Below are 16249 nucleotides of genomic sequence, written 5' to 3'. Positions count from 1 at the left end.
TTTTTATAGACTTTTCTTTTTGAAAACTGCTAGTCCACCTAGATTAAAGATTACAATAACAGCTAAAGTAACTATAAGTGTGTAGAAAATTGACTCACTATTAGCAGTCATAGCATAGGCAAATTGTAAGGATAAATATGGTAAAATTTTGATATTTGGAAAAAGGAGCATTGGCATAGAAAGTAAGATAGAGCTGACCAAATAACCAATAAATACCGCAAGATAAGAATGACTAACATAGAGAATGAAGGAAACAATGGAAAGCCAAGCAAGGAGGCAAAGCAATTGAAGGAAAATGGTTAGCAGTAGATTACCAATAAAGCCATCAGGCATGGTTCCAAATCCATTTAAGATAGTTGCTGGAATAAAGGCAATAACAAGGCTGATGATGACTTGTAAAAGTGCAATACAAGCCACTACAAAGGCTTTAGCAAGGAAAAACTCTGTACGAGAAACCCCTACTGTCAAACTATTTTTATAGAGCTTTCCGATTAAATCAACACCTAAAACTAGGCAAGTTAGAATAATACAGAGAAAAACGAGGTTTGAACCTTGACTAGATGCGTTAATCAGGGCTTGTACACCGTCCCAACCATGGGTTGGAATGTCTGGCTCTTCTGTCTGGATTGCCATCAGATGGCCCGTGGCTCCTATACTTGCTCCCATTAGCATGAGAGCAAAGAGAATGAACTCTGTAATCCAGAATCCTTTGGAACGGAAAAGACGGTAAAAGTCTGCTTGAATGGTATGTATCATGATTTTCCTCCTATTCGACCAATTGAGTGAAGTATTCTTCTAAGTTTTGACGGGCATAGTAAATCTCGTCAATGTCAACATCTGCCAAGGTTAATTCCTTGAGAATCTGTTTGACATCTTGTTCCTGACCAAAGATATGGATTTCATTTTCTGGATTAACAACCTTGAACTGGAGCTGGATTTGTTCTTTCAATACTTGACAAGCTTTCTCTTGGTCGGCTGTCTTAAGCACAATGTAATCCTCACTTAGTGTTTCAAATTCAGCTTTGCTGATTTCACGGATAATCTTTCCTTGATCTAAAATACCAAAGCGATTGGCAAGAAGATATAGCTCTGACAAGATATGGCTGGAGATGAGAATGGTTATCCCTTTTTCTTGATTGAGCCGTTGAATCATCAGACGAAATTCTTTGATACCGATTGGGTCGAGACCGTTGATAGGTTCATCTAAAATCAGGAAGTCTGGTTTGGATAGAAGGGCAATGGCGATTCCAAGTCTTTGTTTCATTCCTAGCGAGAAATCACGAAAGATTTTCTTACCTGTAGCTGCCAAACCTACATAGTTCAGGGTTTCTCGAATGACTTGATCAGCATTTGGAATATGGCGAATCATACAGTAATATTTCAGGTTTTGATAGGCTGTTAAGTGATTATGAGCTACAGGTGATTCGATCACTGAACCTACTCGAGATAGAGCCTTGGTCCATTCATTTTCAGAATGGCTAGAGAAGAGGGAAACTGTTCCATTATCCGCGAAGAGTAGTTGCGTAATAATTTTTATCAAGGTGGTTTTCCCAGCTCCATTCTTTCCTATAAGTCCATAAATATCTCCCTCTCTGATTGTTAGATGAAGATCCTGAAGAATAGCTTGTTTGTCAAAGTTTTTGGACAATCCATGAATGTCGAGTACTGTTTTCATGATTCTCTCCTTTTGATTTATTTTGTTAACTTTAGTATAAAGCATAGAAATCAAAGAAAGCTCAAGGATTTCTAAAGAGTTTCTAAAGTTTTAGAAATTCTTAAATATCAAAACCCAGTTGACACGAACTGGGCTTCTTAATTATAAAATATATTTCTCAATGGCACGCGCAACGCCGTCTTCTTCGTTGCTTGCTGTAACGGCATCCGCAAGAGATTTGACATAATCGCTGGCATTTCCCATTGCAATCCCAAGGCCTGCAAACTGGAGCATTTCGATATCGTTATTGGCATCACCCATGGCCATGATTTCTGATGGCGAAATCTTCAAAATCTCAGCCAAGCGTGACAGAGCAGTAGCCTTTGTCGTACCAAGTGGCATAGCTTCATAAATGACAGGCTGCGAACGAACTCCGCTAAATCGTTGGCAGAGTTCCTCAGCAAAACGCTGCTCAAAATCATCTGTTTGCTCCTCTGTACCTAAAAACATACCTTGGAACATACGGTACTTACCACTGGTAGCTTCCTCAAGGGAAATTTCAGTCAGGTCTGAAAAGACTAGTTTGGCATCATTTTCAATGACTTGATTTGGCTTGCCACCGAGGACAAAATAATGCTCCTCGTCAAAAAGTGTCAACTGAACCTCACTTTTTTCAGCAAGGTCATAGAGGTATTCGATGTCAGCTGGACTGAGTTCTTGCCAGTCAACTAAGCTCCAGTCGCTAGTTTGATGAGTTGAGCAACCGTTGTTCACAATAACGTACTCATTCTGGAGGTCTAGTCCCAGTTTTTTATAGTAGGGGAGGACACCGAAAAGCGGGCGCCCCGTACAGAGAACCAGTTTGACACCTTTTTCAATGGCTTGGTGAATAGCAGTAATGTGAGCTTGTGGGATTTCCTTGGCTTCATTGAGGAGGGTTCCGTCCATATCCAAGGCTAGTAGTTTAATCATAAGACTTCCTTTTCTACGTGTTTTGCTTTTATTATAGCATATTTTAGAGGAAAGGAGGAGGAATCTTTGGACTAATCATGGTATAATAAAAAGTAATGAAAAATTCCAACGAGGCTGAGATGAAATTACTTTATACTGATATTCGGACTTCTTTGACAGAAATTCTAACCAGAGAGTCGGAGCAGTTAGTTGCTGCTGGCAAGCGAGTCTTCTACATCGCCCCCAACTCTCTTTCCTTTGAAAAAGAACGCGCCGTGCTGGAATGCTTGTCCCAGCAGGCTTCTTTTGCGATTACCGTCACGCGCTTTGCTCAAATGGCTCGTTACCTGGTCTTGAATGATTTACCAGCTAAAACTAGTCTTGATGATATCGGTCTTGGGATGGCATTTTACAAATGTCTTGCAGAACTTGATCCCAAGAATTTACGTGTTTATGGAGCTATCAAGCAGGATCCTCAATTTATCCAGCAGTTGATTGACCTTTATCATGAGATGACGACTGCTCAAATGAGTTTTTTGGACTTGGAGAGTTTGACGGATGAGGACAAGCGAGCAGACTTACTCTTGATTTTTGAGAAAGTAACGGCCTATCTTAACCAAGGGCAGTTAGCTCAGGGAAGTCAATTGTCCCATTTGATTGAGGCTATTGAGAATGACAAAGTTAGTAGTGATTTTACTCAAATCGCCTTGGTTATTGATGGATTTACCCGTTTTTCTGCTGAGGAAGAGCGAATTGTGGACTTACTTCATGGCAAGGGTGTTGAGATTGTCATTGGAGCCTATGCTAGTAAGAAAGCCTATACCAGCCCATTCGCTGAAGGCAATCTCTATCAAGCCAGTGTGGAGTTTCTCCATCATTTAGCTGCTAAATACCAAACGCCTGCTCAGGACTGTTCTCAAACTCATGAGAAGATGGATAGCTTTGACAAGGCCTCTCGTTTGTTGGAGTCTTCTTATGACTTTTCAGAACTCGCTTTGGATGTCGATGAGAAGGATCGTGAAAACTTACAAATCTGGTCTTGTTTGACGCAAAAGGAGGAGTTGGAGCTAGTAGCCCGTAACATTCGTCAGAAATTGCATGAGAACTCAGACCTGAGCTACAAGCATTTTCGGATTCTCTTGGGGGATGTAGCTTCTTACCAGTTATCGCTGAAAACCATTTTTGCCCAGTATCAGATTCCTTTCTATCTTGGTAGAAGCGAATCCATGGCGCACCATCCCTTGACTCAGTTTGTAGAGTCTATTTTGGCTTTAAAACGCTATCGTTTCCGTCAGGAGGATTTGATAAACCTTCTTAGAACAGGTCTGTATACCGATCTTAATCAGGCTGATATTGATGCTTTTGAACAATATATCCGCTATCTTGGTATCAATGGCTTGCCAGCCTTTCAGCAATCCTTCACCAAATCCCACCATGGAAAATTTAATTTGGAACGTTTAAATGCTCTTCGTCTGCAGATTGTAGCGCCTCTTGAGACCCTCTTTGTCAGTCGAAAACAAAAGGCTGAAAATCTCTTGCAAAAGTGGAATTCTTTTCTAAAAGAAGGAGCGGTGACCAAGCAGTTGCAAGACTTAACAGCCACCATGGAAGCCCTAGAGCAGGAAAGACAAGCCGAAGTTTGGAAGGCTTTCTGCCATGTTTTAGAACAATTTGCAACTGTTTTTGCTGGTTCACAGGTTAGTCTGGAAGACTTCCTAGCCTTGCTCAATTCTGGAATGAGTTTATCTCAGTATCGCACTATTCCAGCAACAGTGGACACCGTTCTGGTGCAGAGTTACGATTTGATTGCGCCCTTAACATCTGACTTTGTCTATGCCATTGGGCTGACTCAGGACAATTTACCAAAAATTGCGCAAAACACCAGTCTTTTGACAGACGAAGAAAGACAGAGCCTAAACCAAGCGACAGAAGATGGGGCGCAATTGCTGATTGCTAGCAGTGAAAATCTCAAGAAAAATCGCTACACTATGCTTTCCTTGGTCAATTCTGCTCGTAAGCAGTTGGTCTTGTCGGCTCCAAGCCTTTTTAACGAAAGTGAAAGCAAGGAATCAGCTTATCTTCAAGAGCTAGTCCATTTTGGATTTAGCAGGAAAGAGAAGAGGATGAATCACAAAGGGCTGTCTAAGGAAGATATGGGGTCATATCACAGTCTTTTGTCCAGTCTAGTTGCCTATCACCAGCAGAGCGAGACGAGTGAGAATGAGCAAGATTTGACCTTTATCAAGGTTCTAGCGCGTGTCATGGGTAAAAAACTAGACCAGCAAGGTTTGGAAAATCCAGCCCTGCCAACCAGCCCGAGTAGCAAGCCCTTGACCAAGGATACCTTACAAGCTCTTTATCCTACTGATCAGGAGTTTTACCTGTCTACCTCCGGTTTGACGGAGTTTTATCGCAATGAATATAGTTATTTTCTTCGCTACGTGTTAGGCTTGCAGGAGGAATTGCGCCTGCGTCCAGATGCTCGTAGTCACGGAAATTTCTTGCACCGTATATTTGAACGTGCCTTGCAGTTGCCTGACGAAGATTCCTTTGACAAACGTCTAGAACAGGCTATCCAAGAAACCAGTCAAGAACGGGAATTTGAGGCTATTTATCAGGAAAGTTTGGAAGCCCAGTTTACCAAGGAAGTTTTGCTTGATGTTGCACGGACGACTGGACATATTCTACGACACAATCCAGCCATCGAAACCATCAAAGAGGAAGCAAATTTTGGTGGAAAAGACCAAGCCTTTATTCAATTGGACAATGGACTCAGTGTCTTTGTACGAGGCAAGGTTGACCGCATTGATCGATTGAAAGCTGATGGGGCGATAGGAGTAGTAGACTACAAGTCTAGTCTGACTCAGTTCCAGTTTCCTCATTTCTTTAATGGACTCAATTCCCAGTTGCCAACTTATCTAGCTGCCCTACAAAGAGAAGGGGAGCAGAACTTTTTCGGTGCCATGTACTTGGAAATGGCTGAGCCTGTCCAATCTCTGATGGCCGTTAAAAGTCTAGCAGGTGCAGTAGTAGAAGCCAGCAAATCTATGAAATACCAAGGGCTCTTTTTAGAAAAAGAAATCAGTCATTTGGGCGAATTTTACAATAAAAACAAGGCTAATCAGCTGACGGATGAGGAATTCCAGCTCCTGCTGGACTACAATGCCCATCTTTACAAGAAAGCAGCAGAGAAGATTTTAGCAGGCCAGTTTGCCATTAACCCTTATACTGAAAACGGCAGAAGTATTGCCCCATATGTTCAGCAACATCAAGCCATCACAGGCTTTGAAGCAAATTACCACTTGGGCCAAGCCCGTTTCCTAGAAAAATTGGATTTAGCTGATGGTAAACGTCTGGTCGGAGAAAAACTCAAGCAAGCTTGGTTTGAAAAAATAAGAGAGGAGTTGAATCGATGAAGCCTATTCCCTTTTTAACTGAGGAGGAAATTCAAAACTTGCAAGAAGCAGAAGCGAGTTCGAGCAAGGAACAGAAGAAAACTGCCGAGCAAATCGAAGCCATCTACACTTCTGGTCAAAATATCCTCGTTTCAGCATCGGCTGGTTCTGGAAAGACCTTTGTTATGGCAGAGCGTATTCTGGACCAATTGGCGCGTGGTGTGGAAATCAGTCAACTCTTCATCTCAACCTTTACCGTCAAGGCTGCCACAGAGCTTAAGGAGCGTTTGGAGAAAAAAATCAGCCAACAAATCCAAGAAAGCAGCGATGTTGACCTCAAACAACACTTGGGTCGCCAGTTGTCAGACCTACCCAACGCAGCCATCGGAACCATGGACTCTTTCACACAAAAATTCCTTGGTAAACATGGTTATCTGATTGACATTGCGCCTAATTTCAGGATTTTACAAAACCAAAGTGAGCAACTCCTTCTAAAAAACGAAGTCTTCCATGAGGTCTTTGAAGTCCATTACCAAGGTAAACAGAAAAAGAAGTTTAGCCATTTGCTGAAAAATTTTGCTGGACGTGGAAAAGATGAACGGGGTCTGCGCCAGCAAGTCTATAAAATTTATGACTTCCTCCAATCCACTAGTAATCCTCAGAAATGGCTGAATGAATCTTTCCTCAAAGGCTTTGAAAAAGCTGATTTTACCAGTGAAAAAGAAAAACTGACCACACAAATCCAGCAAGCCCTTTGGGATTTGGAAAGCTTTTTCCGTTATCATCTGGATAACGATGCCAAGGAGTTTCCCAAGGCTCCCTATTTAGAAAATGTCCAGTTGATTCTGGATGAAATTGCCTCCTTAAATCAAGAGTCCGATAGTCAGGCTTATCAGGCAGTGCTTACACGTGTTGTCGCCATTTCGAAAGAGAAAAATGGTCGAGCTCTGACGAATGCCAGTCGCAAGGCTGATTTGAAGCCACTGGCCGATGCCTACAACGAAGAGAGAAAGACCCAGTTTGCTAAACTAGGACAACTGTCAGACCAGATAACCATTCTCGACTATCAAGAACGTTATCATGGAGAGACCTGGGAACTAGCTAAGACTTTCCAAGCCTTCATGAGCGATTTTGTGGAGGCTTATCGTCAGAGAAAACGCCAGGAAAATGCCTTTGAATTCGCTGATATCAGCCATTACACCATTGAGATTTTAGAAAATTTCCCGCAAGTCCGTGAGGCTTATCAGGAGCGCTTCCATGAAGTCATGGTCGATGAGTATCAGGATACCAACCATATTCAAGAACGAATGTTGGAATTGCTGTCTAATGGCCACAATCGCTTTATGGTGGGAGATATCAAGCAGTCTATCTACCGTTTCCGTCAGGCAGATCCGCAGATTTTCAATGAAAATTTCCAACTCTATGCGCAAAATCCACACGAAGGCAAGCTGGTTTTGCTTAAAGAAAATTTCCGTAGTAGTTCAGAAGTGCTGTCAGCAACCAATGATGTCTTTGAACGTCTCATGGACCAAGAGGTCGGCGAAATCAACTATGATAACATGCATCAGCTTGTTTTCGCCAATACCAAACTGACTCCCAGTCCAGACAACAAGGCAGAATTTCTCCTCTACGATAAGGACGACACAAATGAGGAAGAAGAGGGGCAGGCAGAAACGAAACTAACAGGCGAAATGCGCTTAGTCATCAAGGAGATTCTGAAACTTCATCAGGAAAAAAGTGTTACCTTTAAGGAAATTGCCCTTCTGACCTCCAGTCGCAGTCGTAATGACCAGATTCTCCTCGCCCTGTCTGAGTACGGGATTCCTGTTAAAACCGACGGAGAGCAAAACAATTATCTCCAATCTCTAGAAGTACAAGTCATGCTAGACACCCTTCGTGTTATTCACAATCCTCTTCAAGACTATGCCTTGGTTGCCCTTATGAAGTCTCCAATGTTTGGATTTGATGAGGACGAGTTAGCACGCTTGTCCCTTCAGAAAGCAGAGGATAAAATCCGAGAAAATCTCTATGAGAAACTGGTCAATGCTCAAAAACTGGCTAGCAGCCAGAAAAACTTGATTCACACCACTCTAGCTGAGAAACTAAAGAAATTCATAGATATCTTGGCTTCTTGGCGTTTGTATGCCAAGACCCACTCCCTCTATGACCTGATTTGGAAGATTTACAACGACCGTTTTTACTACGATTATGTTGGTGCTTTGCCAAATGGTCCTACTAGACAGGCCAATCTCTATGCCCTAGCACTGCGTGCTGATCAGTTTGAAAAGAGCAATTTCAAAGGCTTGTCTCGTTTTATTCGTATGATTGACCAAGTCTTGGAAGCCCAACACGATCTTGCAAGCGTGGCTGTCGCACCGCCCAAGGATGCAGTAGAACTCATGACCATTCACAAGAGTAAAGGATTGGAGTTCCCTTATGTCTTTATCCTCAATATGGATCAGGATTTTAACAAGCAAGACAGCATGTCAGAAATCATTCTCAGCCGTAAAAACGGTCTAGGTGTCAAGTATATTGCTAAAATGGAGACAGGAGCAGTAGAAGACCACTATCCTAAAACCATCAAACTCTCCATTCCGAGTCTGACCTATAGGCAGAACGAAGAGGAATTACAGCTGGCAAGCTATTCAGAGCAGATGCGCCTTCTTTATGTTGCCATGACACGGGCTGAGAAAAAGCTCTATCTTGTCGGTAAGGGGTCTCGTGAAAAGCTGGAAGCCAAGGAATACCCAGCAGCTAAAAATGGAAAACTAAATAGCAACACTAGACTTCAAGCCAAGAATTTCCAAGATTGGATTTGGGCTATCAGTAAAGTGTTTGCAAAGGATCATCTCAACTTTAGCTATCGTTTTGTTGGTGAAGATCAGCTGACTAGAGAAGCTATCGGAGAATTGGAAAACAAAAATCCTCTCCAAGATAGCTCCCAAACAGACAATCGTCAGTCAGAAACCATTAAAGAAGCTCTTGAAATGCTGAAAGAAGTAGAAGTATATAATACTCTTCACCGCGCAGCCATTGAACTTCCTAGTGTTCAAACCCCAAGTCAAATCAAGAAATTCTACGAACCAGTTATGAATATGGAAGGTGTCGAGATTGCTAGTCAAAGACAGTCAGTAGACAAGAAAATCAACTTTGATTTGCCAGATTTTTCAACCAAAGAAAAAGTAACAGGAGCTGAGATTGGGAGTGCTACCCACGAACTGATGCAGAGAATTGACCTCAGTCAGAGACCAACGCTTGCTAGCCTGACAGAAACTCTCAAACAAGTTCAAACCAGCCCAGCTGTCAAAGACAAGATTAATCTTTCGAAAATTCTTGCATTCTTTGACACAGCACTCGGTCAGGAAATTCTCGCTAATACCAACCATCTTTATCGCGAGCAACCTTTCTCCATGCTCAAACGAGACCAAAAGAGTCAGGAAGACTTCGTTGTGCGTGGTATCTTGGACGGCTATCTACTTTATAAGGATAGAATCGTTCTGTTCGACTACAAGACCGACCGCTATGATGATCCAAGTCAACTCATTGATCGCTATCGTGGTCAGTTAGCCCTTTATGGAGAGGCTTTATCTCGAGCCTATTCGATTGAAAATATTGAGAAATACTTGATTTTACTCGGTAAAGACGAGGTTCAGGTTGTAAAAGTATAATCTAGAAAGGAGACCTCATGACACTTCCAGTTAGAAAATCCCTGCACGATGCGGTTTTACAGGCTTCAAAAGCTGATATTTGGGAACAAGCTACCAAGGAATGGAATGAAGTTTCCTTGATTTTTAATGGTATTGGCCGTAGCAATTGTGTCTGTGGAAATGCTATCAAATACGCCTACGAACTCTTTAACGGTGTCACAGGTCAACGCCTCTTTCCGATTGGTAGCGACTGCGTCAGACACTTTCATCGATTGACCCTTGACCAGCAACTGGAAGAGGAAGAAAAACTGCTCAGAAAGGTTGAAAATCTGACCAGAAAAGCCCAGAAAAAGGAAAAAATCAAAGTCAATAAGAGTGACTTTGACGAGCGTCTTCTAAAATGGCTCTGGGAAAAAGGTGTTTTTAAACCCAATCGTGGCAATCAGTTCTCACCTGAGAAAGACTACCAGCTCTTCCTAGAAGTCTTTCAAGGAGGAAGTTGGACCAAGGCAGAGCCCAAGAAGAAGGCTCGGATGGAAGAAGTCCTTGAAAAGTGTATCAAACCCTTTTTACTTGGCAAATCAGATGACCACCTCTACCTTGTCAAGCTAGGAAAGGAAAAAATTGACTACGAACAGGAACTCCGTATCCAGGCAGAGAAAGAGCGCAAGAAAAGAGATAGAATCGCCAAACAATATCCAGACAATCTGGTACTAGCCATGGGACCAGCAGAGCGTGCCTATCAAGACTACTTTGGCTTTACAGAAACCTTAACCCAAGAAGAACGCAAGTGGGAGAAAATTCTTTTTGGTAAAAATCGGACAGAACGGGCTATCAAAGCCAAACAATACCAAAAAGAGTTGGAAAAAGACCAACGAATAGCTGGTCAGGATCCAGTGGAAAGAAAGCAGAAGCAGACCTGGCTTATCAATTCCTATTTTCGTGAGCTTCCTGAAGAAAAATCCAGATTTGCTCGGCTCTTATTAGAATATCGAAAAAGTGGAGAAGTACCCTTTTCAACTGAATATCTGTCAGACCATCTGCTCGACTTTTTCTATAAAATGAAAGCCTTTGAGTTTGAAATCGCACCAGAACAAGTTCTAGATTTTTTAAAAGAAAGCCTCCAAGCAGATCATCTCTCTTCAGCACAAGAAAGCTGGATAGAAGGAATTTTGACAAATTGCATAGTCCCATTTTTATCTCGAATACTCATCTAAAACTAAATATATAAGTCTTAGAATTTTATATAAAGTTAATATATAAATCAAGTGGATTTGAAATTATTATTCCTTTAAAAAGCATCTATTACAAACAAAAGCTAGTGCAAAAAAGGATAATTTATGATAGAATAGAAGATAAGAAAGAAAACGTTTTTACAATCTTTTCAATCCGAAGGAGATATATTATGGCTACTATTCAATGGTTTCCTGGTCACATGTCTAAAGCGCGCCGACAGGCGCAGGAAAATTTAAAATTTGTTGATTTTGTGACGATTTTGGTGGATGCACGCTTACCTCTATCTAGTCAAAATCCTATGTTGACCAAGATTGTTGGTGACAAACCAAAACTCTTGATTTTAAACAAGGCAGACTTGGCTGATCCAGCAATGACCAAGGAATGGCGCCAGTATTTTGAATCACAAGGAATTCAGACGCTAGCTATCAACTCCAAAGAGCAAGTGACTGTAAAAGTTGTAACAGATGCGGCCAAAAAGCTCATGGCGGATAAGATTGCTCGCCAGAAGGAACGTGGTATCAAGATTGAAACCTTGCGTACCATGATTATCGGAATTCCAAACGCTGGTAAATCAACTCTCATGAACCGTTTGGCTGGTAAAAAAATTGCCGTTGTCGGTAATAAACCAGGGGTTACCAAGGGACAACAATGGCTCAAAACAAATAAAGACCTGGAAATCTTGGATACACCGGGGATTCTTTGGCCTAAGTTTGAGGATGAAACTGTAGCTCTTAAGTTGGCCTTGACTGGAGCTATCAAAGACCAGTTGCTTCCTATGGACGAGGTAACTATTTTTGGCCTCAATTATTTCAAAGAACATTATCCAGAAAAGTTGGCCGAACGCTTCAAACAAATGAAAATTGAAGAAGAAGCGCCTGTTATTATTATGGACATGACCCGTGCCCTCGGTTTCCGTGATGACTATGACCGCTTTTACAGTCTCTTCGTGAAGGAAGTCCGTGACGGCAAACTCGGTAACTATACCTTAGATACATTGGAAGACCTCAATGGCGACGATTAAAGAAATCAAAGAACTCCTTGCAACAGTCAAGGAGTTAGATAGCCCTATTTTTTTAGAACTCGAGCAGGATAATCGTTCTGGAGTTCAAAAGGAAATTAGCAAGCGTAAAAAAGCTATTCAGGCAGAATTGGATGAGGATCTTCGTTTGGAATCCATGCTTTCCTATGAAAAAAAACTTTATAAGCAAGGATTGACCTTGATAGCAGGTGTTGACGAGGTTGGCCGTGGCCCTCTGGCTGGCCCTGTAGTCGCCGCAGCCGTCATCTTACCTAAAAATTGTAAGATTCAAGGCCTCAACGACAGTAAGAAAATTCCTAAAAAGAAACATCTGGAGATTTTCCAAGCAGTTCAAGGCCAAGCCTTGTCAATCGGAATTGGTATCATGGATAATCAGGTCATTGACCAAGTCAATATCTATGATGCAACCAAACTGGCCATGAAGGAAGCAATCTCCCAGCTCAGTCCTCAACCTGAGCACCTTTTGATAGATGCCATGAAACTGGATTTGCCAATTTCACAAACATCTATCATCAAAGGAGATGCCAATTCCCTCTCGATTGCAGCAGCTTCTATAGTAGCCAAGGTGACACGTGATGAATTGATGAAGGACTACGATCAGCAGTTCCCTGGTTATGATTTTACTGCTAATGCAGGATATGGAACAGCTAAACATCTAGAAGGACTGAAAAAACTAGGAGTTACCCCAATTCACCGGACCAGCTTTGAACCCGTTAAATCGCTGGTTTCAGGAGAAAAATAAAGTTAAGTTAGAAGGAATGATTATGGAGGAACAGTCAGAAACACTTAGTTCCAAGAAAGAATTTGCCTTTGCCTCAAGTACTATATTATCCCAAGTTGGACGAGGAATCATTGTTGGTCTCGTTGTCGGGCTCATCGTCGGATCCTTTCGTTTCTTAATCGAAAAAGGCTTCCACCTGATACAAGGACTTTATCAAGATCAAGCGCACCTAGTGCGCAATCTTTTTATCATTAGTCTATTTTATTTAATAGTTTGTTGGCTCAGTGCGAAATTAACTCGGTCAGAAAAAGACATCAAAGGTTCAGGAATTCCTCAAGTCGAAGCCGAATTAAAGGGATTGATGACTCTCAACTGGTGGGGTGTTCTTTGGAAAAAATATATTCTAGGAATTCTTGCTATTGCAAGTGGCCTTATGCTGGGGCGTGAAGGACCCAGTATTCAACTTGGAGCGGTTGGTGGTAAAGGAATTGCCAAATGGCTCAAATCCAGTCCAGTAGAGGAACGCTCCCTGATTGCTAGTGGAGCTGCCGCTGGTCTAGCTGCAGCCTTTAATGCACCGATTGCAGGACTTCTCTTTGTGGTAGAAGAAGTCTATCACCATTTTTCACGCTTTTTCTGGGTCTCAACTCTAGCAGCCAGTCTCGTAGCAAACTTTGTTTCTCTGCTCATATTTGGCCTAACACCCGTACTGGATATGCCAGATAATATCCCACTCATGACCCTAGGTCAGTATTGGATTTACCTCCTTATGGGAATTTTTCTTGGACTTTCCGGTTTTATCTATGAGAAAGCTGTACTCAATGTTGGCAGAGTTTATGATTGGCTTGGTCAAAAAATCCATTTGGATAGAGCTTATTCTCCAATTCTTGCCTTCATTCTCATCATACCAGTGGGAATTTTCTTACCACAAATCCTTGGTGGTGGGAATCAGCTGGTTCTTTCCTTAACTGAGCAAGATTTTAGTTTCCAAGTTCTATTAGTTTACTTTTTGATTCGCTTTATTTGGAGCATGATTAGTTATGGAAGTGGACTTCCAGGAGGAATTTTCCTACCAATTTTGGCGCTTGGTTCCTTGCTTGGAGCCCTAGTTGGTGTCATTTGTGTCAATCTTGAACTTGTCAGTCAAGAGCAATTCCCTATATTTGTTATTCTAGGAATGAGTGGCTATTTTGGAGCAATATCCAAGGCTCCCTTAACTGCAATGATACTCGTAACTGAGATGGTAGGAGATATTCGCAATCTCATGCCACTTGGATTAGTAACCTTAGTTGCCTACATCATCATGGATCTACTCAAGGGTGCTCCAGTCTATGAGGCTATGCTAGAAAAAATGCTGCCAGAAGAAGCGACAGATGAAGGAGAAGTCACCCTTATTGAAATCCCTGTTTCAGATAAAATAGCAGGAAAACAAGTACATGAACTCAACTTACCACACAATATACTCATCACAACCCAAGTTCATAATGGTAAGAGCCAAACAGTTAACGGCTCAACCAGAATGTATCTAGGTGATATGATTCACCTAGTTATTCCAAAAAGTGAAATTGGGAAAGTTAAAGATTTGTTGTTGTAGAAGTTTTTACATAATTTATGTTATGTAAAAATAAATTTCTTAATTAAATATTTTAGAAAACCGATTCTCAGCAATGAGATCGGTTGTTTTTTACAGATAAGATATTTCACATACAAATAATTGAACTTTGGTAAAAATAAGACTATAATCAAGTTAGAAATGATAAAGCTAGAAAGGAGTTTACTGTATCAAATCTGTACAGTAAGATTAAAATCATGAAAAAGAAAACAATAGCAATTATACAATGTATTTTGTATCTCATAGCTCCTTATATAGCTCTTCAGTTATGTAGAATGAACAGAAGTTTCGTTACTGATAATCTCTTTTTTATTTTCCTTATTCTGCTGACTATTTCATTCTGGTTTAGTATTTGGAAACTAGAAAAAGCACTAGATAATGATTCACAATAGAAACTCCGAAGAAAAACTGGAAATTTTTGTACTTTTCCCTAGACAGCAGATAAACCCTTGATACAACTGAGTTTAAGACGTAATGTACACTCTTTGAAAAATGTACTTTATAATTGAAATGTACTTTATTTTAAGGCAAGATAAAGTACATTTTTTGATCTAGCAGCTTAGATACATAATGTACAAAAACGGCCACTTAAAGACCTCTTGTTAGCCTAGAAACATTGATTTAATAAGGTTTTGAAATTTAGTAAAGTACATTTTCACTAAAATGAACATTTAAAAAATTTCAGTTTTCACTTTGATAACGTACATTTTTAGCTATTTTTGTTCAAAAAAATTTTTTTAGTTATTATCCGATTTATAATTTTGGTCTAAGTCTTTTTTAAAAAGCTCTACAACATCTTTCCGAAAAACTATAATTTTCTTGAAAAATAAATAAGTCTATGCTATACTACTAGTAGACTTATTTATGGAGAAAATACATGAAACGTGAGATTTTACTGGAACGAATCGACAAACTAAAACAAATCATGCCCTGGTATGTTCTTGAATACTACCAATCTAAGCTGGCTGTACCTTACAGTTTTACAACCTTGTACGAATACCTCAAGGAATATGATCGATTTTTCAGCTGGGTTTTAGAGTCTGGTATCTCAAACGCCGATAGAATATCTGATATTTCTTTATCTGTCTTGGAAAATATGTCTAAGAAAGACATGGAATCTTTTATTCTTTACCTACGTGAACGCCCTTTGCTGAATGCTAATACAACCAAGCAAGGAGTTTCTCAGACAACTATCAATCGAACCTTGTCAGCTCTCTCCAGTCTTTATAAGTATCTAACCGAGGAAGTCGAAAACGATCAGGGGGAACCTTATTTTTATCGTAATGTAATGAAAAAAGTTTCAACCAAAAAAAAGAAAGAAACACTTGCTGCCAGAGCTGAAAACATCAAGCAAAAGCTCTTTCTAGGTGATGAAACAGAAGGTTTTCTAACTTATATCGACCAAGATTACCCACAACAGCTCTCAAATCGCGCCCTATCTTCATTTAATAAAAATAAAGAACGTGATTTGGCCATTATTGCTCTTCTCTTGGCGTCCGGTGTTCGCTTGTCTGAAGCAGTTAATCTAGATATAAGGGATCTCAATCTCAAAATGATGGTTATTGATGTCACTCGAAAAGGGGGCAAACGTGACTCGGTCAATGTCGCTGCCTTTGCAAAACCTTATCTAGAGAATTATCTAGCCATTCGAAATCAACGCTATAAGACAGAAAAAACAGATACAGCCCTTTTTTTGACTCTCTACAGAGGTGTTCCTAATCGTATCGATGCTTCCAGCGTTGAGAAAATGGTTGCTAAGTACTCTGAGGACTTCAAAGTCCGTGTAACACCCCATAAACTACGCCATACGCTAGCAACCAGGCTCTATGATGCCACTAAATCGCAAGTTTTGGTCAGTCATCAGCTAGGACATGCCAGTACACAAGTCACTGACCTCTATACCCATATCGTCAACGATGAACAAAAAAATGCTCTAGATAGTTTATGATTTTACGTATTTTAAATTATGTAAATACATATCAAAAAAAGAAGCT

At 40.7% G+C, this 16249-nt stretch carries 10 protein-coding genes; 7 read left to right on the top strand and 3 right to left on the bottom strand.

Annotated elements, in window-relative coordinates; genetic code table 11:
* Positions 1–3: 3 nt before the first annotated feature.
* The 3 genes from D7D54_RS02560 to D7D54_RS02550 form a co-directional block, all read right to left on the bottom strand.
* Positions 4–756, bottom strand: a complete 753-nt coding sequence (locus tag D7D54_RS02560) for an ABC transporter permease (protein WP_120718768.1) — start codon at positions 754–756, stop codon at positions 4–6.
* A gap of 10 nt (positions 757–766) precedes the next feature.
* Entirely contained in the window at positions 767–1675 is a 909-nt protein-coding gene (locus D7D54_RS02555) for an ATP-binding cassette domain-containing protein (protein ID WP_120718767.1), read from the bottom strand.
* A 141-nt stretch (positions 1676–1816) separates the two neighbouring features.
* Positions 1817–2626 carry a Cof-type HAD-IIB family hydrolase gene (locus tag D7D54_RS02550; protein WP_120718766.1) on the bottom strand — a complete coding sequence of 270 codons (810 nt, stop codon included), beginning with the start codon at positions 2624–2626 and terminating at the stop codon, positions 1817–1819.
* A gap of 119 nt (positions 2627–2745) precedes the next feature.
* On the opposite strand from D7D54_RS02550, the gene rexB reads away from it, so the two are divergent.
* The 7 genes from rexB (at position 2746) to xerS (ending at position 16203) form a co-directional block, all read left to right on the top strand.
* The gene (rexB, locus tag D7D54_RS02545) at positions 2746–6021 is read left to right on the top strand and encodes an ATP-dependent nuclease subunit B (protein WP_120719024.1); all 3276 of its coding nucleotides are present in this window, start codon (positions 2746–2748) and stop codon (positions 6019–6021) included.
* On the top strand, positions 6018–9668 hold the full coding sequence (gene addA, locus D7D54_RS02540) for a helicase-exonuclease AddAB subunit AddA (RefSeq protein ID WP_120718765.1): 3651 nt from the start codon (positions 6018–6020) through the stop codon (positions 9666–9668). The genes rexB and addA overlap by 4 nt, the downstream gene beginning before the upstream one ends.
* A 17-nt stretch (positions 9669–9685) precedes the next feature.
* Positions 9686–10864: a hypothetical protein gene (locus D7D54_RS02535; protein WP_120718764.1), complete on the top strand. Its 1179-nt coding sequence runs from the start codon at positions 9686–9688 to the stop codon at positions 10862–10864.
* Between the two features lie 188 nt (positions 10865–11052).
* The gene (ylqF, locus tag D7D54_RS02530; protein WP_120718763.1) at positions 11053–11904 is read left to right on the top strand and encodes a ribosome biogenesis GTPase YlqF; all 852 of its coding nucleotides are present in this window, start codon (positions 11053–11055) and stop codon (positions 11902–11904) included.
* Positions 11891–12664 carry a ribonuclease HII gene (locus tag D7D54_RS02525; RefSeq protein ID WP_120718762.1) on the top strand — a complete coding sequence of 258 codons (774 nt, stop codon included), beginning with the start codon at positions 11891–11893 and terminating at the stop codon, positions 12662–12664. The genes ylqF and D7D54_RS02525 overlap by 14 nt, the downstream gene beginning before the upstream one ends.
* Positions 12665–12686: 22 nt before the next feature.
* A complete protein-coding gene (locus D7D54_RS02520) occupies positions 12687–14237 on the top strand; it encodes a ClC family H(+)/Cl(-) exchange transporter (protein ID WP_120718761.1) in 1551 nt (516 codons plus the stop codon).
* A gap of 895 nt (positions 14238–15132) precedes the next feature.
* On the top strand, positions 15133–16203 hold the full coding sequence (xerS, locus tag D7D54_RS02510; RefSeq protein WP_020903340.1) for a tyrosine recombinase XerS: 1071 nt from the start codon (positions 15133–15135) through the stop codon (positions 16201–16203).
* Positions 16204–16249: the final 46 nt, after the last annotated feature.

This window comes from Streptococcus chosunensis, from assembly GCF_003626515.1.
GTDB lineage: Bacteria > Bacillota > Bacilli > Lactobacillales > Streptococcaceae > Streptococcus > Streptococcus chosunensis.
The sequence above is the reverse complement of the archived record's forward strand: the minus strand, read 5'-3'. Positions and strand labels throughout refer to the sequence as shown.

Bases quoted from the DNA above. Each gene is read 5' to 3' on its own strand.
- D7D54_RS02560 (WP_120718768.1), bottom strand. From the start codon at position 756: ATGATACATACCATTCAAGCAGACTTTTACCGTCTTTTCCGTTCCAAA.
- D7D54_RS02555 (WP_120718767.1), bottom strand. From the start codon at position 1,675: ATGAAAACAGTACTCGACATTCATGGATTGTCCAAAAACTTTGACAAA.
- D7D54_RS02550 (WP_120718766.1), bottom strand. From the start codon at position 2,626: ATGATTAAACTACTAGCCTTGGATATGGACGGAACCCTCCTCAATGAA.
- rexB (WP_120719024.1), top strand. From the start codon at position 2,746: ATGAAATTACTTTATACTGATATTCGGACTTCTTTGACAGAAATTCTA.
- addA (WP_120718765.1), top strand. From the start codon at position 6,018: ATGAAGCCTATTCCCTTTTTAACTGAGGAGGAAATTCAAAACTTGCAA.
- D7D54_RS02535 (WP_120718764.1), top strand. From the start codon at position 9,686: ATGACACTTCCAGTTAGAAAATCCCTGCACGATGCGGTTTTACAGGCT.
- ylqF (WP_120718763.1), top strand. From the start codon at position 11,053: ATGGCTACTATTCAATGGTTTCCTGGTCACATGTCTAAAGCGCGCCGA.
- D7D54_RS02525 (WP_120718762.1), top strand. From the start codon at position 11,891: ATGGCGACGATTAAAGAAATCAAAGAACTCCTTGCAACAGTCAAGGAG.
- D7D54_RS02520 (WP_120718761.1), top strand. From the start codon at position 12,687: ATGGAGGAACAGTCAGAAACACTTAGTTCCAAGAAAGAATTTGCCTTT.
- xerS (WP_020903340.1), top strand. From the start codon at position 15,133: ATGAAACGTGAGATTTTACTGGAACGAATCGACAAACTAAAACAAATC.